16 protein-coding genes are annotated in these 15,966 nt (G+C 54.3%); 8 read left to right on the forward strand and 8 right to left on the reverse strand.

Annotated features, from left to right (window positions below; all coding sequences use genetic code 11):
• Positions 1–18 precede the first annotated feature (18 nt).
• The 4 genes from Q0W94_RS05930 to clpB all read right to left on the reverse strand — a co-directional run bounded on the left by Q0W94_RS05930 (position 19) and on the right by clpB (position 5,911).
• Positions 19–903 carry an alpha/beta fold hydrolase gene (locus Q0W94_RS05930; RefSeq protein ID WP_297762260.1) on the reverse strand — a complete coding sequence of 295 codons (885 nt, stop codon included), beginning with the start codon at positions 901–903 and terminating at the stop codon, positions 19–21.
• On the reverse strand, positions 904–1,653 hold the full coding sequence (locus Q0W94_RS05935) for a creatininase family protein (protein ID WP_297762262.1): 750 nt from the start codon (positions 1,651–1,653) through the stop codon (positions 904–906). It abuts the gene before it with no gap.
• Positions 1,654–1,678: 25 nt separating this feature from the next.
• A complete protein-coding gene (locus tag Q0W94_RS05940; protein WP_297762264.1) occupies positions 1,679–2,929 on the reverse strand; it encodes an MFS transporter in 1,251 nt (416 codons plus the stop codon).
• 366 nt (positions 2,930–3,295) lie between these two features.
• Entirely contained in the window at positions 3,296–5,911 is a 2,616-nt protein-coding gene (gene clpB / locus Q0W94_RS05945) for an ATP-dependent chaperone ClpB (RefSeq protein ID WP_297762266.1), read from the reverse strand.
• 226 nt (positions 5,912–6,137) lie between these two features.
• Here clpB and Q0W94_RS05950 point away from each other — a divergent pair, with 226 nt between their 5' ends.
• Positions 6,138–6,716, forward strand: coding sequence for a photosystem I assembly protein Ycf4 (locus Q0W94_RS05950; RefSeq protein WP_297762268.1), 579 nt, complete (start codon positions 6,138–6,140; stop codon positions 6,714–6,716).
• 2 nt (positions 6,717–6,718) lie between these two features.
• Here the strand turns inward: Q0W94_RS05950 and psbN are convergent, their stop codons facing one another.
• Positions 6,719–6,850: a photosystem II reaction center protein PsbN gene (gene psbN, locus Q0W94_RS05955; protein WP_011057227.1), complete on the reverse strand. Its 132-nt coding sequence runs from the start codon at positions 6,848–6,850 to the stop codon at positions 6,719–6,721.
• Between the two features lie 86 nt (positions 6,851–6,936).
• Between psbN and psbH the strand changes: the two genes are divergently transcribed.
• The 5 genes from psbH (at position 6,937) to Q0W94_RS05980 (ending at position 10,245) form a co-directional block, all read left to right on the forward strand.
• The gene (gene psbH, locus Q0W94_RS05960; protein ID WP_024124249.1) at positions 6,937–7,137 is read left to right on the forward strand and encodes a photosystem II reaction center phosphoprotein PsbH; all 201 of its coding nucleotides are present in this window, start codon (positions 6,937–6,939) and stop codon (positions 7,135–7,137) included.
• A 3-nt stretch (positions 7,138–7,140) separates the two neighbouring features.
• Positions 7,141–7,374, forward strand: a complete 234-nt coding sequence (locus Q0W94_RS05965; RefSeq protein WP_297762270.1) for a TatA/E family twin arginine-targeting protein translocase — start codon at positions 7,141–7,143, stop codon at positions 7,372–7,374.
• A gap of 5 nt (positions 7,375–7,379) precedes the next feature.
• Complete coding sequence (pth, locus tag Q0W94_RS05970) at positions 7,380–8,006, forward strand: aminoacyl-tRNA hydrolase (protein ID WP_297762272.1); 627 nt, start codon at positions 7,380–7,382, stop codon at positions 8,004–8,006.
• A gap of 72 nt (positions 8,007–8,078) precedes the next feature.
• Positions 8,079–9,296 carry an ABC transporter permease gene (locus tag Q0W94_RS05975; protein WP_297762379.1) on the forward strand — a complete coding sequence of 406 codons (1,218 nt, stop codon included), beginning with the start codon at positions 8,079–8,081 and terminating at the stop codon, positions 9,294–9,296.
• A gap of 130 nt (positions 9,297–9,426) precedes the next feature.
• Positions 9,427–10,245, forward strand: a complete 819-nt coding sequence (locus tag Q0W94_RS05980) for a carbohydrate ABC transporter permease (protein ID WP_297762274.1) — start codon at positions 9,427–9,429, stop codon at positions 10,243–10,245.
• Here Q0W94_RS05980 and Q0W94_RS05985 read toward each other — a convergent pair.
• Genes Q0W94_RS05985 through Q0W94_RS05995 form a run of 3 tightly spaced genes read right to left on the reverse strand, consistent with a single transcriptional unit; the run spans position 10,242 to position 13,787 of the window.
• A complete protein-coding gene (locus tag Q0W94_RS05985) occupies positions 10,242–11,009 on the reverse strand; it encodes a TrkA family potassium uptake protein (protein WP_297762276.1) in 768 nt (255 codons plus the stop codon). The two genes, Q0W94_RS05980 and Q0W94_RS05985, sit on opposite strands and share 4 nt — an antisense overlap.
• Positions 11,006–12,055, reverse strand: coding sequence for a TrkA family potassium uptake protein (locus Q0W94_RS05990; protein ID WP_297762278.1), 1,050 nt, complete (start codon positions 12,053–12,055; stop codon positions 11,006–11,008). Before Q0W94_RS05990 ends, Q0W94_RS05985 begins: the two co-directional genes overlap by 4 nt.
• 4 nt (positions 12,056–12,059) lie before the next feature.
• Positions 12,060–13,787 (reverse strand): succinate dehydrogenase/fumarate reductase flavoprotein subunit, encoded by a 1,728-nt coding sequence (locus Q0W94_RS05995; protein ID WP_315863105.1) that lies wholly within the window; start codon positions 13,785–13,787, stop codon positions 12,060–12,062.
• Positions 13,788–14,122: 335 nt separating this feature from the next.
• Between Q0W94_RS05995 and Q0W94_RS06000 the strand changes: the two genes are divergently transcribed.
• Complete coding sequence (locus Q0W94_RS06000) at positions 14,123–14,578, forward strand: GNAT family N-acetyltransferase (RefSeq protein ID WP_315863106.1); 456 nt, start codon at positions 14,123–14,125, stop codon at positions 14,576–14,578.
• Complete coding sequence (gene dacB, locus Q0W94_RS06005; RefSeq protein ID WP_297762283.1) at positions 14,544–15,962, forward strand: D-alanyl-D-alanine carboxypeptidase/D-alanyl-D-alanine-endopeptidase; 1,419 nt, start codon at positions 14,544–14,546, stop codon at positions 15,960–15,962. Before Q0W94_RS06000 ends, dacB begins: the two co-directional genes overlap by 35 nt.
• Positions 15,963–15,966 lie beyond the last annotated feature (4 nt).

The following is a 15,966-nucleotide window of genomic DNA, read 5'->3' on the forward strand; positions in this document are numbered from 1 at the left end:
CACAACTTCAAAGCACATCTAGGGGCTGATGGAAATTTTGCCCAACCATTTCAGGATCTGGGTATTCACCTGCTCAGGGGCTTCGTCTTGGGGGCAGTGGCCAACCCCTGGCAGCGCAACAAACTCCTGCCCACAGGGAAACTTAGCTAACTTCTGACCTTCATCAATCGGTTCCCAAGGATCAGCGGCACCCCAAAGGAAATAGGTGGGGCAGGTGATCTGCGGCAGTAGGTCTTCGGGTAAGGGGCCCTGGGAATAACGGACAAAGGCTAGAAAGACATCGGCAGCCCCGGCGTCTTGGGCAGGGGTGAGCAATATCTCCACTAGCTCATCGGTGACGGCGGCAGCGTTGGCATAGGCTCTCTGGAGAATGCGGCGCACAGTACGGGGTTGGGCAATTTGACGGAAAAAGAAGGTGCCAAGGGTGCGATTGGCTAAAAGTTGCTGCAGCAGGCTAGTTCCCCAGCGGCGGTACCAGGGGAGTTGCTGTCGTTTGCGCTCATGCAACTGACGCAAAGAGCAGTTGAGCAGGATCAATTGACTGACCCACGCTGGCTGGAAAACAGCTGCCTGTAAAGCGACCACACAGCCAATGGAGTTGCCAATAAGAACGGTGGGCTGGCCAATCACCTCATGGCAAAAGGCCAAAACCAAGGTTGCCCACGTCTCAAAGGTGTAGGGGATAGCTGAGGGAGCCGGTTTGGCGGAGCCACCAAAGCCCAACAAATCAATGGCATAGACCCGATGGTAAGCGGCAAGGGCAGGAATATTTTTGCGCCAATGCAAACTAGAGGCACCAAAGCCGTGAATCAGAAGTAGAGGGGTACCTTGGCTGCCTTGATACCGATAGAGAATCGGGTATCCTTGCCACTGCCATGTTTGAGAGGGGAGAGAGACAGTCATTTAGTCGGCTTGAAGAAATTGACGGTAGCGATCGCTCAACTCCTGAACAGCCCGCTGATAAAATTGCTGCCCATGCTCAGGGGTGGCCAAACTGGAATCTGCCCCCATACGACCATCGGGATAGCGGCGGCGAAAATCTGCGGCACTGTAGATGGCATGAGTGCTATTGACTTCGGGATTGAGGGGAACCCGCTTAATGGCCTCTGGGTAGAGAAATTGGGTTACTGCCACTTCACTGGGGGTGGCATGGGAACCCTCGCGATCGCCATACAATTCTCGCGCCAGTTGCATCACCGAACTACACATAAACCAGTTGGCCAATTCACAGCGCACTTGATCCGCCTCTGGAATTTGCAGATCTGCTAGGACTGCGTAGGTTTCCGCAAAGGCCGCCTTTACTGTAGCGATGTTGCCGCCGTGACCATTGATGAAAAAGAAGCGTTGAAAGCCTGCCCGTACCAAGCTCACCAAATAGTCGCGAATCACCAAAATCAACGTAGTGGGACGCAAACTAATGGTGCCCGGGAAAGCCATATGGTGTAGGGCCATACCCACCGCAATAGTTGGAGCGACCAGGGCGGCAGTGGCTTCTCCTACCCCCTTGGCGATCGCCTCAGCACAGAGGGCATCGGTGCCAATTAAGCCCATGGGGCCGTGTTGCTCGGTAGAACCCAGGGGGACAATAATCCCTTGAGAGCTGCTGAGATAGGCCTCAACCTCTGGCCAAGTCTTGAGCTGTAGTAGGGGCATCCCGCTCTCCTAGATCTAAATCACACTAAATCACATCTTCAAGAACAGCACCAGTATTGCGCCATGCCCAAAGGCCGGCGATCGCCACCAAGACCCCCATGCCCACCATCACAACCATAAGGCCAAAGAGATCCGAAAGCACCCCCGCCAACACCAAGGGCACACTGAGGGCAATATTGACAATATTATTTTGGAAGCCAAAGACCTTGCCCCGCATTGCCGCTGGCGTGCGAATTTGAATGAGGGTCTGCATGGGAATACCAATTAAAGAAGCCCCTATTCCCAATAAAACACTCAAACCAAGGCCAATCCACAGGTAATGCACAAAAGCAAAGACCAGTAAGACGACTGCCATCACCAAAAAGCCAATCAAAGGCAGGGGGCGATGATGCAATTTCTCTCCCCATTGCCCCAGAATGCCCGCCCCTAAAATCAACCCCAAGCCTGCGGCGGCCAAGAGAAAGCCAAACTGGTTGGGCCGCAAGCCAATTTCTTGGGCTAAACTGACCGCCAACACTGTCAAGGCGGCAAAGACACAATAGAGGATTGTCAACTGGAGCATGGCATTCCCAAGCAGACGATTCTGACGCAAATAGTGAAATCCCTCCTGCAGGTCTTGCCAAACATTCAGGTGGCGATCGCGCCCATGAACTGCTTCTCGGTAGCGAATCGAGGCTAAAACCAACCCCGCGATGACATACAGCGCACCGACAACAACTTCACGGGCATAGACGCCGCCTATGGCCACGGCACCACTTAGCAAGGGCTCGCCAATGGCAAATCCCACCACCAGTGACCCCATCATTGTTGTGATAAAGAGGGCATTTGCCGAGAGGAGATTTTCCTCCTTCACCAGCAGGGGAATTGCCGCCTGTTCTGCTGGGGCAAAAAATTGCGTGAGGATGGACTCAGAAAAGGCAATCAGGAGCAGCAGGGTAAACCGCTTTGGCATGAAGATCAGGGCAAAGACCAGTAGCCCCCGCAAAATATTGGTAATACTCATTAGCTCCCGCTTTGGGTAGCGATCCACAAAGGTGCCCGCCGTTGAACCAAAGAAAACTGCTGGTAGCGTATTGGCGATCATTACAGCTGAGGCCTTAGAGCCCGGCAGCTCATAGCTGGCATCGTAGGAAACCGCCAGTGTAATTAGGAGAACGAGAAAAATTTTGTCCGCCAGTTGGGAGATGATTTGACCGCCCCATAACTTGAGGAAATTCCTGTTCCGCATCAGAGCGGCAAACCCTTCTGGACGGGGCTGGGGACCAGAACTTACCATTGCTATTGCTCACCGACTATGAACACAAGTTTCCTCATCACCAAAGACCGGGGCGGGCAGCCTGAATCCAATATACCGTCACAGCCTAGGATACACGCTCTTTTTCTCACTCCCTGTTGGCCCTGTAACACGCACAAGGGGCGTAAAACTCCCTGGGATAGGCCCGTCATTGCTGGTATTGATAACACCCACCCTGTCTAGCCCCTGGTTTCTTTGATCTGGCAATGCTCTGACTATTGGGAGTGGCAGTTAACTGCACACCGGCGTCATCGGCTAGGCCAGCGCAGGAACTGGACAATGCTACCGATCAAAAGAGGACTGAAGGGATAGCCCCACTCAGTCCTGCCGTCTGACCTTTAGTTGCCTCTAAACGGTTGCGAGTTCCACTTGGCGCCGGAAGCTGAGGCGTTCGTTCTCGCCCACATCCACTAGAATCGTATCGCCGTCGAAGAAGTCACCCCGCAGGAGGGCTTTGGCAATGGGGGTTTGCAGTTGTTTCTGGATGGCGCGTTTCAGTGGACGGGCGCCATAGACTGGGTCATAGCCCACTTCGGCCAAGAAGTCGATCGCCTTCTCAGTGAGGGACAAGGTAATTTGGCGATCGCTCAGACGTTGCTGCAACCGCTGCACCTGCAGTTGAACAATTTGCCGCAATTGATCCTTGCGTAGGCTGTGGAAGATGATAAATTCATCCACGCGGTTGAGGAATTCGGGTCGGAAGTGGGCCCGCATTGCCTCCATAACGCGGTTGTACATTTCTGTGTAGCGACTGTCATCGCCGGCTACATCGAGAATGTACTGGGAACCAATATTGCTGGTCATGATGATGATCGTGTTCTTAAAGTCCACCGTGCGCCCTTGGGAATCGGTGACGCGACCATCATCGAGAATTTGCAAAAAGATGTTAAATACATCGGGATGGGCCTTTTCGATTTCATCGAAGAGGACAACCGCATAGGGACGGCGACGAATGGCCTCCGTGAGTTGTCCCCCCTCCTCATAGCCCACATAGCCGGGAGGTGCACCGATCAGACGGGACACAGCATGTTTTTCCATGTACTCGGACATGTCAATGCGCACCATTGCCTCTTCGGTGTCGAACATAAAGGCCGCCAGGGCTTTGGCCAACTCCGTTTTACCGACACCGGTTGGCCCCAGGAAGATAAAGCTGGCAATGGGCCGGTTGGGATCCGCTAGCCCAGCCCGGGAGCGCTGAATGGCCTCCGCTACTGCTGTAACTGCTTCATCTTGACCAACCACCCGTTTGTGCAGCTCTTCTTCAAGGTGCAGCAGTTTTTGCGCTTCCGACTCCACCAGCTTGCTGACGGGGATACCGGTCCATTTGGAGATGATTTCAGCAATGTCGGCTTCTGTGACCTCATCCCGCAATAGGGAGCGACCGCCCACTTGGATTTCCTTCAGTTTCGCCTCGGCGTCGGCAAGTTGTTTCTGGAGTTCGATGAGCTTGCCGTACTTCAGTTCAGCGGCGCGGTTGAGGTCGTAGTTGCGTTCCGCTTGCTGGATTTCGATGTTGACTTTTTCGATCTCCTCTTTGATGGCTTGGAGACGGTCAATAACTTCTTTTTCCGCTTGCCACTGGGCATTGAGGCGGCTTTGCTCCTCCTTGAGGTCGGCTAGCTCTCTTTCGAGTTTCTCAAGGCGATCGCGGGAAGCAGCCGAGGTTTCTTTTTGCAGCGAGAGCCGCTCCATCTCCAATTGCAGGATTTTGCGGTCAATCTCATCCAGTTCCTCAGGTTTTGAGGTGATTTCCATTTTTAATTTGGCCGCTGCTTCATCCACCAAGTCAATGGCTTTGTCGGGCAAGAAGCGATCGCTAATGTAGCGATTGGAGAGGGTGGCCGCTGCCACCAAGGCGGTATCGGAGATTTTCACGCCGTGGTGGATCTCATAGCGTTCCTTGAGACCCCGCAAAATGGAGATGGTGTCCTCCACACTGGGTTGATCCACATAGACCTGCTGGAAGCGCCGTTCAAGGGCCGCATCCTTCTCAATGTATTTGCGGTACTCATCGAGGGTGGTGGCGCCAATGCAGCGCAGTTCCCCCCGTGCCAGCATTGGTTTGAGGAGGTTACCGGCATCCATGGCCCCTTGGGTGGCCCCTGCGCCAACAACGGTGTGAATCTCATCAATAAAGAGAATGATTTGGCCGTTGGAGTCTGTCACTTCCTTGAGGACAGCTTTCAGGCGCTCTTCAAACTCGCCGCGATATTTGGCACCGGCAATCAAGGCGCCCATATCCAGGGCAATGAGCTGGCGATCGCGCAGGGAATCGGGCACATCCCCCGCCACAATCCGCTGGGCCAGCCCTTCAGCAATAGCTGTTTTCCCCACCCCCGGCTCACCAATCAGCACTGGGTTATTTTTGGTGCGGCGTGAGAGAATCTGAATCACGCGGCGAATTTCATCATCGCGGCCAATCACCGGATCCAGTTTCCCTTGGCGAGCCAAAAGCGTCAGATCACGGCCATATTTTTCCAGTGCCGCATATTTACCCTCTGGGTTTTGATCCGTCACTTTTTGGGAGCCACGAATTTGCTGAATCGTTTCCCGCAGCACTTTTTCGGTAAGGCCAATGTCCTGAAAGAGTTTCTTGCCAAAGCGATCGTCTTGGGCAAAGGCCAACACCAAGTGCTCAATGGAGATAAACTCATCGCCAAACTGTTTGCGTGCCTCTTCGGCGCGATCGAGAAGCTTGTCGAGGCTCTGTCCAAGGTAGACGCCGCTGGGGTTGCTGATTTTTGGCTGACGGCTAATGAACTCGTCGGTCAGATCCCGAATTCGCTGCACCGAACAGCCAGCTTTTTGGAAAATTTGTGTGGCTAGTCCCTCTTGCTCTAGCAGCGACTTCATGAGGTGTTCACTTTCAATATTCTGATGGTGGGCTTGCTTGGCCAGATCCGGCGTGCGGGCGATCGCTGCCCAGGCTTTTTCGGTAAATTGATTTGGATTGGATGGTTGCATAGTTGACCCTTTGACCCCTTTTTACAGTTTATAACTATTTGTATTGTATGGATTGCAAGAAAAACCTTTTTTCGGACTTCCCTACTCTACAGGTAGAATTAGCCACCCAAGGGTAGTTCTAGCCTAGCTTTTATGCAGGGCATTGTGGGGCACAGGGATTCTTTCTTGGGGAATACCCCCAGTTTCTCTTAATATGTAAGGTGCTTTAACTTTGGCAACGCGAGCTATGACGAACTCCCCTATAACTGAGTCATCCCCCCGTCAAGAGTCCGTTCTGCGCTATGGGGTGCTGGGATCCCGTCGCCCTAGCAACTACTTTTGGGCAACAGCGGTCTCCATTGGTGGCCTTGGTTTCTTTCTAGCTGGCCTCTCTAGCTACTTGCACCGCAACCTCTTGCCCATCGGCAACCCAATTGAGTTGGTCTTTATTCCCCAAGGGATTGCCATTGGCTTTTATGGGGTGGCGGCGCTGCTGTTGGCAACCTATTTGTGGCTAGCGATCGCCTGGGATGTGGGCGGTGGCTTTAATGAGTTCAACAAAGAAACGGGCTTTGTGCGCATTTTTCGCTGGGGCTTTCCGGGCAAAAACCGCCGCATTGAGGTGAGCTGCCCCCTCAGCGATGTCCAAGCTGTGAAAATTGTCATTCGAGAGGGACTCAACCCGAAGCGGGCCCTCTACCTGAAGATTAAAGGCCGGGGTGAAGTCCCCTTGACTCGCGTGGGCGCACCCCTGCCCTTGACCGAATTGGAAACCCAAGGAGCAACGATCGCCAGCTTTTTGGGGGTTCCCGTCGAGGGATTGTGATTTTAGTCCTCGTGATCATCAAAGGGATCCGCTAGCTCCTTCGAGGGGGGGCCAAAAGAAAGGTAGATGGAGTAACCAGTCACACCAATGCAGACGGCAGCAAGAGCAATGCTAAGAACTGTTGCAGGTTCCATAGAAGCGTACTAAATGGGAGCAAGATATGCTTCTATAATATTACGAAACATTAAAACGCTGTTCATTTCGTTCAAAAAAGGAATTTATGGCACGACGGACTTGGCTCGGCGATATCCTGCGCCCCTTGAACTCTGAATACGGTAAAGTCGCCCCCGGCTGGGGTACTACTCCCTTGATGGCGGTCTTTATGGGGCTATTTTTGGTCTTTTTGCTGATCATTCTGGAAATCTACAACTCAACCCTGATCATCGATGGTGTTAACGTGAGTTGGAAAGCACTGGGATAATCCATGAACGTTTTTGGGATTGGTCTGCCGGAACTCATCGTCATTTTGGTGGTGGCACTGCTCATCTTTGGCCCGAAGAAGCTGCCGGAAATTGGCCGCAGTCTTGGCAAAACAAAGCGCGCCTTTGAGGAAGCCTCCCGCGAATTCCAAGATGAAATGAAGCGGCAGACCGCCGCCCTCGAGGAGGAACAACAGGCCAAGGCAGAGACTGAATCGCCTCGGGAAACCTCCCCTTAGGTGGCATGGCACTCCAGCCCTGTGTCATTGTTGGCCTTGGCAATCCAGGAATAGAGTACGCCACAACTCGCCATAATGTTGGTTTTCGTGTCCTCGATGCCCTTGCGGAGCGGTATAGGGTGCAGTTGACCCCGCAGCGGCGCTGCTTGGGAGAGGTAGCAGAGGTGCTGATTCATGGTCAAAAGGTGCGTCTCCTCAAGCCCACCACCTATATGAATCGCTCGGGGCAATCTCTCCAGGCCCTGTTGAATTTTTATAAGCTGCCCCTCGAACGAACTCTCGTGGTCTATGATGATGCCGATTTGCCCCTGGGGCGACTGCGCTTGCGCCTGAGTGGCTCAGCGGGGGGGCATAACGGGATTAAGTCTATCATTCAACACTGCCATTCCCAGCAGTTTCCTCGCCTGAAGGTGGGCATTGCCTTTGGCGATCGCCTGCAGCAGCAAAGGGGGCCCCGCAATGCTGTGCCCTTTGTTTTGGGACATTTTTCAGCCCCTGAACTGGCCATTTTACCCGCCGTGCTTGATCTGGCTGTGGATGCGATTGAGTTGAGTATTCAGTCTGGAGTTGAGGTGGCCATGAATCTCTACAACGGCAAAAGTATTCCCCTACCTCCCCTACCGCAATCCTGAACCCCCAACTGGAGGTCCGAGGCCGAAGCGGATCTCAAGTTAGATTAAAAACAGGTGTTTTCGGTGCAAAGTATGGACATTGGCGAAAGTGTGCGCATGGCGATCGCCACCCTCAAGGCCAATCGCCTCCGCAGTGGCCTAACGATGTTGGGCATTATCATTGGCAATGCAGCAGTGATTGCCATGGTCGGAGTGGGTCAGGGGGCACAGCGCTATGCCGCCAGCCAGTTTGAATCCTTGGGACCCAATACGCTTTTTATTGTGCCGGGAACACCCCAAGCCCGCAACCGCACCTTTAATGTGCCGCAAACCCTTGTGCTTGAAGATGCCAAGGCGATCGCCACCCAAGTGCCCACAGTTAAGGAAGTGGCACCGCAAATCCAAGTGCAACAACGGGTAACCTATCGCGGCCGCAACACGAATGTGCTGATCGTGGGTACCACCCCGACCTTTCCCGCGGTGCGCAGTTTTACCGTGGCCCAGGGGCGTTTTATCTCCAATGAGGATATGGAACGGCATCGCCGCGTCGTGATTTTAGGCTGGGATTTGGCGAAGAAGCTCTTTATCAACGACAATCCTGTGGGTCAGCAGGTGCGGATCAAGAATCTTTCCTTTGAGGTGATTGGCGTAATGGCTGAAAAGGGCGCCTTCCTGGGTAATAATCAGGATGAGGCGGCCTATATTCCCATTACGACGATGTCTTCCCGCATTGTCGGGCAGCGATCGCCCTATGGGATTTCCTTAACCTTTATCTCGGTGTCTGCCCGCGATGAGCAAAGCATTGATGCTGCTAAGTTTCAGATTACCAACCTACTGCGGCGGCGGCATCAAATTGTGGATGAGGATGATTTTACCATTCAAACTCAAAAGGAAGCCCTGCAAATTATCGGCAACATCAGCAATGCCCTGACGTTAATGTTGGCAGCGATCGCCGGCATTTCGCTGCTGGTGGGGGGCATTGGCATTATGAACATTATGCTGGTGTCCGTGACGGAGCGTACCCAAGAAATTGGCCTGCGCAAGGCCATTGGTGCAACTCAGCGGGATATACTGGCACAGTTTATGATTGAGGCGATGATCCTCTCGGCCCTCGGTGGCCTAATGGGTACTGGCCTCGGTGTGGGCGGTGTCATGCTGGTGGCGATGCTAACCCCCCTAGAGGCTGGCGTTGCCCCCGTTGCTGTGGCTCTGGCTGTCGGTGTTTCGGGCAGTATTGGCCTCTTCTTTGGGGTGGTTCCCGCTCAGCGGGCAGCGCGGCTGGATCCGATTGTTGCCCTGCGCAGTGTTTAGCAGTGTTTAAGAGTGCCCTTGGAAAATTGCAGATGGAAACGACAATCCTAGACTGGATAACTGGTGGTCTTGCGATCGCCATTGTCATTGGCGGTCTGTTGATGATGTTTACCAACCTCTGGACGCGGCGATGACCCTGCGGCAAGGCTTGACCTACCTGCTGTTGGGGGCGATCGCGATTGCTATGCTCCTCCCGTTGCTATGGCTCACCAGTACCGCCTTTAAGTCTGCCAATGAAGATATTTTTGCCTTTCCGCCCCGCTGGCTGCCCGCTGAACCTACATTGGCAAATTTTCTGACGGTTTGGCAAACGAATCCCTTTGGTCAGTACCTGTTCAACAGTACGCTGGTGGCGGTTTTAACGGTGGCCTGTAATCTGCTGACCTCGGCCTTGGCCGCCTATCCCTTGGCTCGGCTTTCCTTTCGCGGGCGAGAGGTGATTTTTACCGCCATTTTGGCCACGATCATGATTCCCTTTCAAATCATCATGATTCCCCTGTTTATTTTGGCGGTGCAGTTGGGGCTGCGGAATACCTATCTGGGAATGATGCTGCCCAGTTTGGCCTCTGCCTTTGGTATCTTTCTATTGCGGCAGGCTTTTATGGCAGTGCCCAAGGAACTAGAAGAGGCGGCTCGTCTCGATGGCTGCTCAGAATTGGGGCTGTGGTGGTTTGTGATGCTACCTGCCATTCGCCCTGCCCTCGTTACCCTTGGCATTTTTGTTTTTATTGGTGCTTGGAGTGATTTTCTCTGGCCGCTGTTGGTTTTGGATCAACCGGAACTTTATACGCTCCCCATTGGCGTGGTGACCTTGGCGGGGACCTTTTCCTTAGATTGGCGACTCATTGCCGCTGGCTCAGTGATTTCAATTGTGCCCGTGTTCATTGTGTTTGTTTTCTTACAGCGATATATTATTCCCTCACACACTGGTGCTGGCCTGAAGGGCTAACTTCTGAGGCCGCGATCGCGAATCCTCTGGCGGTGGCCATATTGGCGGAAGAAGGTTTGAATTTCCGCGGCTCGGCCAAGGGCAATCAGGGTATCCCCCGCCCCTAGGGGCAGGGTTAAGGGGGGATGGGTGACCAAAGTACCCTTTGGATGGCGAACAGCGACAATAATAAAACGCCCGCGGCCTTTCGCTTCCACATCGGCAATTGCCAGTCCCACCAGTGAGGACTCCAAGGGCAGGGTAAACTCCTCAATCTGGAGATCAAGCTGGCTGAGGAGCTCAATTAGGTGACTGCGCTCCTCTTTTTCCTCCAGAAAATCCAAAACTGTGGGGCGAGTAATGAGCTGCACCATGCGGTGGGCACTGATACTGGAGGGTAGGACCACGTGATCGGCGCCGGCAAAACGCAGTTTGGACTCCGTGGCGGGTAATTCACCGTAGGCCAAGATTTGCAATTTGGGATTCAGGCGACGGCCAATTAGCGTAATAAAGACATTGCTGGCATCATCGTCCAAAACCGCCACCAGAGTGCGAGCGCGATCTGCCCCCACGGCCAAGAGTTCATTTTCATCCATCAGATCGTCACCGCGATAAAAAGGGTGCCCTGACTGCTGGGCAAGCCGTAGTCGCGGCCGCTGGTTGTCAATCACAACAAAGGGAATTTGGGCAGCGGCCAAGTTCCTCGCTAAGGTGCGACCCAGAGAACCATAGCCGCAAATGATGACGTGCTCCTTGAGCTTAGCAAGATGCGAGGGGGGTGTCATTGGGGGTAGCGGGCCCGGGAGGTATATTTACGAATTAGCTTGGGGGCATCTTGGGCATGACCCAAAAGAATCAGTGTATCGCCAACTTCGACGACGGGATTGGCGCTGGCGGGAAACAATTGACCATCGCTTTTGCGTAAGCCAACAATGATAAATGCCCCTTGGCCGCGTACCTCCAGTCCCGTCAAGCGCGTACCCACATAGGGGTAATCGGGGGTAATCTCCAGTTCCTCGATGCGGGCATCAATATGGCTGAGCAGTTCATTGAGGGTCTCGAGATCGCCGGTTTGTTCGAGGAAATCAATGCGTGGCCGCCGGATCAGGTTCGTCATTTGACTGGCGCCAATTTTTGTCGGCAAGACGATGTGATCTGCCCCTGCCAGGCGTAGCTTCGATTCCGTGGTGGGTAAATTTGCCCGCGCTACAATCAGCAAACTCGGATTCATGGAGCGCGCCGTCAGCGTAACAAAGACATTGACCGTATCATTGGGCAGCACCGTGGCCAGGGCGATCGCCCGATCAATGCCCACCGCTTGTAGCGTTTCCTCCTCCACCGCACTTCCCAAATAGGCCAAATAGCCCAACTGGAGGGCTAAATCAATGCGCTGTTCATTGAGATCCAAAATCACAAAGGGGGTTTTTAATGCGGTTAACTCCTGAGCCATCATCTGACCAATGCGGCCAAAACCACAAATAATGACATGGCGCTTTAGTTTGTTGATGTCACGACTTGCCCGTTGAATATCGAGTAGGCGTTTAATCTCCCCTTCGGTAAACAGTTGCACCACTGCACCGATGGTATAGACAGTTGCAGCACTGCCGGCCACGATGATCATCATGTTGAAGAAGCGTTGCGCCGGCGTAATCAGCGGTCGCACTTCACTGTAGCCAATACCAAAGACGGTGATCACGTACATATAGAGGGCATCGAGCCAGTTCCAGCCAAAGCTGGTGTAGCCCGCCACCGCCACCAACATGATGAGAATAAAGAGGGTGATGCCAATAATAAAACGGTTGAGGGCAGGGGTCGCAGGTAACCGTCGCATGGCTTTAATACTTGCGCTCTTGGGGCGGAAACAGGGTAATGGTGACGGGCAGATAATCAATCCGAATGCCGTCGCTGTCATAGGTGGCTAGGGTATGGCGTAGGCAGTTGATATCATCCCGCTGGGGATAGTCCTCACGGAAGTGGGCACCACGACTTTCTTGGCGGCTAAGGGCACTACTGAGAATTACCTCAGCAACGATTAGTAGGTTGGCTAGTTCAAAGGCCGCAATCAGTTCCGTATTCCAATAGCGCTGGCGATCATCAAGACGAATCCGGCCATAGGCCGCCTTGAGCCGTTGCAATTCCCCTAAGCCCCGCTGCATTAACTCAGCCGTGCGAAAGACGCCACAGTATTGGGTCATACAATCCTGTACTTGCTGCCGCAGTTGGGCAATGCGCAGATCCCCTGCTTGATCAAAGAGGTGCTGAATCTGCTGCTCTGCTGCTTGCAGGTAGGGCTGGGGGTCAAATTGGGGGCGGGGCAGGCTTGGTAAATCCTTGGCGATCGCGGCACCGGTGCGGCGGCCATAGACCACACATTCTAAGAGAGAATTACTGCCCAAGCGATTGGCACCATGCACCGAGACACAGGCACATTCGCCAGCAGCATAGAATCCGGTCACCATCTCTGTGGCATTGGCCCGCACCTGACCATTGATATTGACCGGAATACCCCCCATGGAGTAGTGCACCGTCGGACGGACAGGAATCGGCTCTACCACTGCATCCACCCCCGCCAAGCGATGGGCTTCCTCCCAACAGAAGGGAATGCGATTCATGATTTTTTCGCGACCCAAGTGGCGGACATCGAGATAGACAAAAGGCCCACCCCTAGAGCCATCCCGGTGGATGCCCCGCCCTTCACGAATTTCGGTGGCGATCGCCCGCGAGGTAATATCGCGGGGAGCCAGTTCCATCCGACTGGGGGCATAGCGTGCCATAAAGCGTTCCCCCTCGGCATTGAGTAGATAAGCCCCTTCGCCGCGCACCGCCTCAGAAATCAAGACACCCGCTGGATACAACCCCGTCGGGTGAAATTGGACAAACTCCATATCCTCAAGGGGTAAGCCTGCCCGTGCCGTCATCCCTAAGCCGTCCCCAGTGGAAGCAAAATCATTAGATGTGGTATTAAAGACCCGACCATAGCCCCCTGTGGCAAAAAGAATGGCGGGTGCCCGCAGAATATCCAGTTGACCCGTTTCAATGTGGTAGGCAACGACCCCCTTGGCCTGCTGCTCCTCGAGAATCAGCCGCAGCACATACCACTCGCTCAAAAAAGTGACATTGTACTTTAGGAGATTGCAGTAGAGTTCGTGGAGAATGGCATGACCCGTTTTGTCGGCGGCATAGCAGGTGCGCCGGTAGGTGTGACCGCCAAAGGCGCGCTGGGCAATGCGGCCATCGGGCAAGCGAGAAAAGAGTACCCCCAAGTGCTCAAGGTCAATCACCACATCGGGCGCTTCTTGGGCAAGAATGGCGACGGCATCCTGATCCGCAAGAAAGTCTGACCCCTTGACCGTATCAAAGGCATGGCTTTCCCAAGAGTCTTCGGTATCCACATTTTTGAGGGTAGCTGCAATGCCCCCTTGGGCAGCAACGGAGTGGGAACGAATGGGATGGGTTTTGGCCACAAGGGCAATGGGGGTCTCGGGGGCCAGGCGGCAAATTTCCAAAGCAGCCCGACAGCCTGCTAGGCCACCACCGACAATCACAACGCCAAAGTCTTGCATCGTCCGTTTGTTCAGCATCTTTTCCTATACTAGTTTGGCGATTAGGAGAGTGACGGCGGCAGCAAAGATGAAGCCAAGATAAAAACAGTAGCAAAATGATCTTGCGAGCCTCACGCTGAATCGTTAGAGTGGCAGTACAGTTCTTTTTTCAGGGGGTGCACGCAGGCTGGTCTTCGCAACGACCGTTGAGGCACGGCGGTTTTGATGCGTTTGCCTGGGTTCTCTCTGTGAAAAGGCTGTAATTCTACTGGAGGCAGCCGTCCTTGAGTGCATTTTTTCTTCACTATGGGGGTTGTGGGGTGCGCCATTGGTGCGATCGCGATCGGGCAGCGGTCATGCACCTCATTGCCAATGTCCTCAGTGAGTTTGGCCTTTCTTGGCAACCTGAAGGTGCCGATGCCGATGTGGTTCACGTTGAAGATTACTACCACCAGCGGGGTGGCCAATTTTGGGTGGTGGAACAAGCTGCAGAAGTCGTTGGCACGATTGCTTTCTATCCTATTCAGCGGGGCGAAGCGGCTGTGGAAATTCGCAAAATGTACCTTCATCCGCGGGTGCGTGGCCAAGGCCTAGGGACATTTCTCCTGTACCATCTGGAGGCGGCAATTCAAGCGGCGGGCTACCGCAAAATCTGGATTGAAACCGCCTCAGTGATGACTGCGGCTGTGCACTTGTACGAGAAGGCGGGCTATCGGCCAGCCACGGGTGTGGAAACGCAGCGCTGCGATCGCGTCTATGTCAAGGACGTAGTGCTTCATGGTATGGCTTCGATGGCTTCTGCCCCCTGCTAGTCTTATTCTCCTGCTGGTTTCACCTGCCGCCTTTGGTCTCTGCCGCCAAGACTTGGCTGACGCTATTGCCCAGGAAATCCAAAACCCCCAATGGCAACGGGGACAGTGGGGCATTGTGGTGCGGGATTTGAGGAGTGGCGAGGTGCTCTACAACCACCAAGGGGAAAAGCTCTTTTTGGTGGCTTCGAATGTGAAGCTCACCACGGTAGCCGCCGCCCTTGACCACTGGGGAGCGAGTCATCGCTTTGTCACTACCCTGAGCGCGCGATCGCCCGACCGAACAACCCTGCGTCTTCAGGGCAGTTTTGATCCCAGTTTCAGCAGCCAAGCCCTGCAACAAATGGCCACTAGCCTTGCTCAGCAGGGGATTCGCCAGATTCAAGTCTTGGAACTTGGCGGCGTCACACCCGTGACGATTGCACCCACATGGGCAATCGAAGACCTCACGATGGGCAATGTAGCGGTCGTTACTCGCTTAAGTATCAATCAAAATGCCCTCAACCTAGAGGTGATACCGCAACAGTTGGGTCAACCCTTAGCACTACGGCAGCCGGAGACTAATTTTCGAGTGGTCAATGAGACCCGCACCGTGGCTCCCTCTGAGCCGGAATTTTTGGAAAGTGAGGTACGCGGCCAGCAGATCATTGTGCGCGGTCAACTCCATAGGGGCAGTGAGTCGGCACAAATGCGCATTCCCCTCACTGAGCCAATTCCCTATCTTCAGCAGCAGGTGCAGCGTGCCTTTGCCCAAGCAGGCATTCAGGTGCTGCAGATTCGCCCTGTGGCAACAGCAGAGCCGTTACCGGATTTATTGGTGCGCCATGCCTCGCCCCCCCTGGCCAAGTTGATCTTGGCAATTCTTCAAGAGAGTGACAATTTCTATGCAGAAATGCTCTTTACAGCTCTGGAGACTGCACAACCCGGTTATCGCCAACGTTACTTGGCGCAGATTGGGGTGCAAGGGGCGGTGTTAGTGGATGGTTCCGGACTGTCGCGGCAAAATTGGCTGACCCCCAATGGTTTAGTGACGCTGTTGCAAGAAATGGCGCGCCCAGATCATGCCTCGCTGTGGCGGCGATCGCTCCCCCGCGGGGGGCGATCCGGAACCCTGCGCCAGCGGCTGCGGGGTACGCCAGCTCAGGATCGCGTCTGGGCCAAAACAGGGACCCTGGCAGGGGTGGCTGCCCTAGCAGGCTATGTGGAACCCCTCGAGGATCGCCCCCTGGTCTTTAGCATGGTTATCAATCAAGCAGGGGAAACAACAGCACACCTGCGTGCGGGCTTGGATCGGATGGTGGTTCTGCTCGCACAATTGCGGGCCTGCGATCGCGCCTCAGAGGGTGCGGGCGATCGCTGGGTGCTAGGGCTCCACCGTCATTTGTGATCTA

The organism is Thermosynechococcus sp. (assembly GCF_025999095.1).
In the GTDB taxonomy this organism is placed as follows: Bacteria; Cyanobacteriota; Cyanobacteriia; order Thermosynechococcales; family Thermosynechococcaceae; genus Thermosynechococcus.